Origin of the sequence: Pedobacter psychrodurus (assembly GCF_004331735.1) — a bacterium.
Classification (GTDB): domain Bacteria; phylum Bacteroidota; class Bacteroidia; order Sphingobacteriales; family Sphingobacteriaceae; genus Pedobacter; species Pedobacter psychrodurus.
This window is the reverse complement of sequence record NZ_SJSO01000050.1, coordinates 1-2,319: the sequence shown is the minus strand read 5'-3', so window position 1 is coordinate 2,319 and position 2,319 is coordinate 1. Positions and strand designations below refer to the sequence as shown.

Sequence of the window (2,319 nt, the reverse complement as noted above, 5' to 3'; positions counted from 1 at the left end):
TAACCTGTTGGCGGAATTAATTTTTAAAAATAATTATATGCATCCTAATAGGGTGCATTTTTTTTGACAATGAAATCCTTAATAATTTATAATCAATAGAATTTTATAGATTTGTGCTGGCCAAAATTTTTGGCTAAAAAATTATAGAAGCGTTAGCTTATTCTTGCCTTTAGAAATCTGGTAAATTTCAAATCGACGGCACACGAATAGAGTTTTAATGCCTACGTCAAAAGCGTGGGCTGAACTTGTTTGTGTCGTCGGCTTTACCAGAGCCTCTAAAGGCAGATGAGATTTCAGTTCCACGCTTCTTTGTTTAAAAGCCGCATAGGGACTAAAGGCAAAGAACATTTAAAAATGCGTTTTCTTAAACACTTGACTCTATCAATCGCAATACTTGTAGTTTATTGGATTATGTTCCAGATTTCTGATGAAGGTATTACAGATCTGGGATTATTACTTAAAAACACCAACTGGTTTGTTGTACTTCTTGTCTCTATGTTGGCTATCCTTATATCTCGTTTTATGCCTTTAATTTTTGGGATGTTTATCGGAATGGCCTATGAGGCGGTTCGGATAGAAATCCTAAAAAAACTAATCAAAATAGGAAATGTGATTATATGTTTTGGATTTATGCTCACTTCCTTTTCTCATGCATGGAGGTATTTTAAGCAACCTACATTAGCGCACATTATTTTTGGCCTCATGATCCTTGCTTGGTCGGGTAACCTTGCCTGGTTTACATCTTATCTTCTTTGGGATGATCAGCCAAAAAAAGTCAAGAAAGACTAGATTTTATTTTACCAATTGGTTTACCAGATACATAGTTGATGTATTGAAGCATTGTCATACAGGTTATTTTTGCAAGTATCCTAGTTTTGAAACCCAGAAACTGTTTTGCAAGATTAACCTGCATTTTAAATTGCAAGCAGAGTTGTGAGAAAACCGTTTCCATCCTCTTTCTTATTACCCTCAATGGTTTAATTACTTTTGATTTTACTTTTTGATTAGAACGCGATGGGACTTCCAAGGAAATGTTAAACCTTCTGAGTAAGTGTTTTTTAAGCTCATCACTAACATAGCCTCGATCCCCCGTAATAATACAGTTTCTAAAATTAGGAGCGATTTCCTTTAGGTAATGGATATCATGTATTTTGGCATTTCCTAAATCAAAAAGCTGTACAACGCCGCTTGGCGAACATACTGCATGAAGTTTATATCCATAAAAATATTTATTCTGGGATGCACAAAAGCCCTTGGCAGGCTGAGCGTATGCATGATCCTTTCCTAAAGTATTTCTATGCTCTCTCGAGAGCTTACATATTTCTATCGGCATGGAATCTATAGCAAAAACATCAGTTAATGCATTCATTTTATTAACCATCTTTTTCCTGATATCTTCTATAAAATGAAAAAGATTTCTCAGTCTATCATTATACTGTCTTCTGCTTATTAAATTCGGAAAGCTTGTCTTATAATCAGAATTCAAAATGTTAAATAAGTGGTTTTCGCTAATTACTCCTGCTGCTTCCGCCGCAAAAGACAATGCTATAATTTCTATATCTGAAAATTTTGTTTTTGGGCCAGGTCTTAATAATGTTCCGAACGCAGGCATATCACTGCCCAGAACATCGTTAAGGACACGCATAATCTTATCAAAGTTTGACTTGATGCAATGCATGTAAATTTTGTTATTGCCCAAAATTTACCGTACTTTGCAGTACAGAAATAAGGGCAGCGCCCAGCTTTCAGCTGTGCTGTTTTTTATTTATGTCGTATAAGAAGCCCCGACGGTCGCCAAACTTCAGGGGCTTTTTTATTTATCTGTAAAAAGCTCTTTTAATCCATATTTATAATCTCTGTTATTGCCACTTCGACCTATCTCACCTTCATCAAACATTTTAGAAAGAGTAGTCGCAATTTTTAGTTTAATATTTCTATCAGGTTCAACGTTGTGTCTGATACAAACACATTCTGATATTTCATTTGAAGATAAAATTGATTTTCTCTTATTAAGACAGTGTCTAACTTCTTCTCTCCATTTTAAATTAATAGAAGAAGTAGGCTTTTCATTTAGATAAGCCAATATTTTCCTGAAAGATTCAACCTCTATTTCAGCAAACCTTAACTTATAGTTAAAATGCTCAATCAATTCTTCTCTGCTTAATTTGCTGTTAACATGAGAAATAGCATCTTCAATATCATTCATATTTACAATGTTTATACAAATGTTGTAAATATTTATTTAAAATAAAAGCAATATTTAAAAATGTTGATAAATAATAAAGGCATCTAAATCAGATGCCTTTATTATTTTTTTTT

Annotated in this window: 3 protein-coding genes; 1 reads left to right on the top strand and 2 read right to left on the bottom strand. The window is 33.4% G+C overall.

Features of this window, described 5'->3' with window-relative positions; genetic code table 11:
- The first annotated feature begins 285 nt into the window (after positions 1-285).
- Positions 286-789 (top strand): hypothetical protein, encoded by a 504-nt coding sequence (locus EZ456_RS24935; RefSeq protein WP_205945173.1) that lies wholly within the window; start codon positions 286-288, stop codon positions 787-789.
- Here EZ456_RS24935 and EZ456_RS24930 read toward each other — a convergent pair.
- Complete coding sequence (locus EZ456_RS24930; protein WP_131534920.1) at positions 776-1,678, bottom strand: IS982 family transposase; 903 nt, start codon at positions 1,676-1,678, stop codon at positions 776-778. The two genes, EZ456_RS24935 and EZ456_RS24930, sit on opposite strands and share 14 nt — an antisense overlap.
- A gap of 135 nt (positions 1,679-1,813) precedes the next feature.
- On the bottom strand, positions 1,814-2,206 hold the full coding sequence (locus tag EZ456_RS24925; protein WP_131534918.1) for a hypothetical protein: 393 nt from the start codon (positions 2,204-2,206) through the stop codon (positions 1,814-1,816).
- Positions 2,207-2,319 lie beyond the last annotated feature (113 nt).